At 47.3% G+C, this 2,136-nt stretch carries 1 pseudogene; it reads left to right on the top strand.

The features are described from left to right. Nucleotides 1–1,910: pseudogene (locus JCM12259_RS15600) on the top strand (TraG family conjugative transposon ATPase); the annotation flags it as partial. Nucleotides 1,911–2,136: the final 226 nt, after the last annotated feature.

Raw genomic sequence — 2,136 nt, 5'->3', positions numbered from 1 at the left:
TTGGAGGACATCCGCTTGGGTGCTGACCTTGTGCGTGTGGGAGACAATATGCTTTGTCTGCATACACTTTCTGATACGGATGACCTGCCGACTACGGTCAGCACAGACACCCGATACGAGCGGTTATCGACCGACCGAAGCGACTGCCGACTTTCCTTTGCCTCGCCCGTAGGACTGATGTTGCCCTGCAACCATATCTATAACCAGTACCTCTTCATCGAGGACAGCGATGCCAACTTGGAACGATTCGAGAAGCAGGCAAGAAACATGCACTCGCTGGCACGCTACAGCCGTAGCAACCAAATCAATGAGGAATGGATACAAGAGTATCTCAATATTGCCCATTCACAGGGACTGACCTCCATCCGTGCCCACTTCAACGTACTGGCATGGAGCAGCGATAAGGAAGAACTTCGCCAGATCAAGAATGATGTGGGTTCGGCACTTGCTCTTATGGAATGCCATCCTCGCCACAACACAATTGATGCGGCAACGCTCTACTGGGCAGGTATTCCCGGCAATGCGGCAGACTTTCCAGCTGAAGAGTCGTTTTATACTTTCATCGAGCCTGCCCTCTGCTTCTTTACGGCAGAGACAAACTATAAGGATTCGCTCTCTCCCTTCGGCATCAAGATGGCAGACCGCCTTTCTGGAAAACCTGTCCACTTGGATATATCGGATTTACCGATGAAAAAGGGAGTCATTACCAACCGTAACAAGTTTATCTTGGGTCCTTCGGGCAGTGGCAAGTCTTTCTTCACCAACCACATGGTACGCCAGTATTACGAGCAGGGAGCGCACGTCCTCTTGGTCGATACGGGTAACTCATATCAAGGCTTGTGTGAACTTATCCACCGCAAGACCAAGGGCGAGGACGGCGTGTATTTCACCTATACCAATGAAAGTCCGATTTCCTTCAACCTTTCTATACGGATGATTACTTCTTCGACGTGGAGAAAAGGGAGAGTATCTGTACGCTGCTGCTCACGCTCTGGAAGAGTGCCGATGAGCATATCACTAAGACGGAAGCTGGTGAACTTGGTTCAGCCGTAAACTCCTATATCGAGCTTATATGTACTGACCATAGCGTTACGCCCTGTTTCAATACCTTCTATGAGTATCTGCGGGACGTGTACCGCAAGGATATGGAAAAGCGTGACATCAAGGTAACGCTCTCGGACTTCAACATCAACAACCTCTTAACGACATTGAAGCAATACTACAAAGGCGGTCGATATGATTTCCTGCTGAACTCGGACAAGAATATCGACCTACTCTCCAAACGCTTCATTGTCTTTGAAATCGATCAAGTGAAGGATAATAAAGACCTTTTTCCTGTGGTAACGATTATCATCATGGAAGCCTTCATCAACAAGATGCGCCGATTGAAAGGTATCAGAAAAATGATACTCATTGAGGAAGCGTGGAAGGCGATTGCTTCGGCAAACATGGCAGACTACATCAAGTATCTTTATAAGACGGTGAGAAAGTATTTCGGGGAGGCCATTGTCGTAACGCAGGAGGTGGACGACATCATCCAATCACCCATTGTCAAGGAGAGCATCATCAACAACTCCGACTGCAAGATACTGCTTGACCAGCGCAAGTATATGACCAAATTCGACGGAATACAGGCAATGCTCGGTCTTTCGGAAAAGGAAAAGAGCCAGATTCTCTCCATCAATCAGAATAACGACCCGAACCGACTCTACAAGGAAGTGTGGATAGGTCTGGGCGGTATGCAGAGTGCCGTCTATGCCACGGAAGTAAGCATGGAGGAATACCTGACCTACACCACGGAGGAAACTGAGAAGGTGGAGGTGATGAACAGGGCTGCACAGCTTGGTGGGGATATCGAAACGGCTATTCGTCAGCTTGCACAAGAGAAACGGGTTGCGCGGAATCGTTAATCGGACAAGACATATAAAGGATGTATTGGTTTAGCCAAACGTAAACAAATAATGCTCCAAACGTGGATAAGCAATTGGACAAACGTGTCCAATCAATTAGACAGTCGTGTCCAAATACTTGGACTAACTTGTCCAACTTATCCCTATAACAGCAAGTTGAATAGACATCCCTTAGTGGACATTCAGACAAACATAGTATTCACATCATAAACAAAAAGAACAATGA

Source organism: Hoylesella enoeca JCM 12259 (assembly GCF_000613405.1).
In the GTDB taxonomy this organism is placed as follows: Bacteria; Bacteroidota; Bacteroidia; order Bacteroidales; family Bacteroidaceae; genus Prevotella; species Prevotella enoeca.
This window is presented reverse-complemented; position numbering and strand designations above follow the sequence as displayed.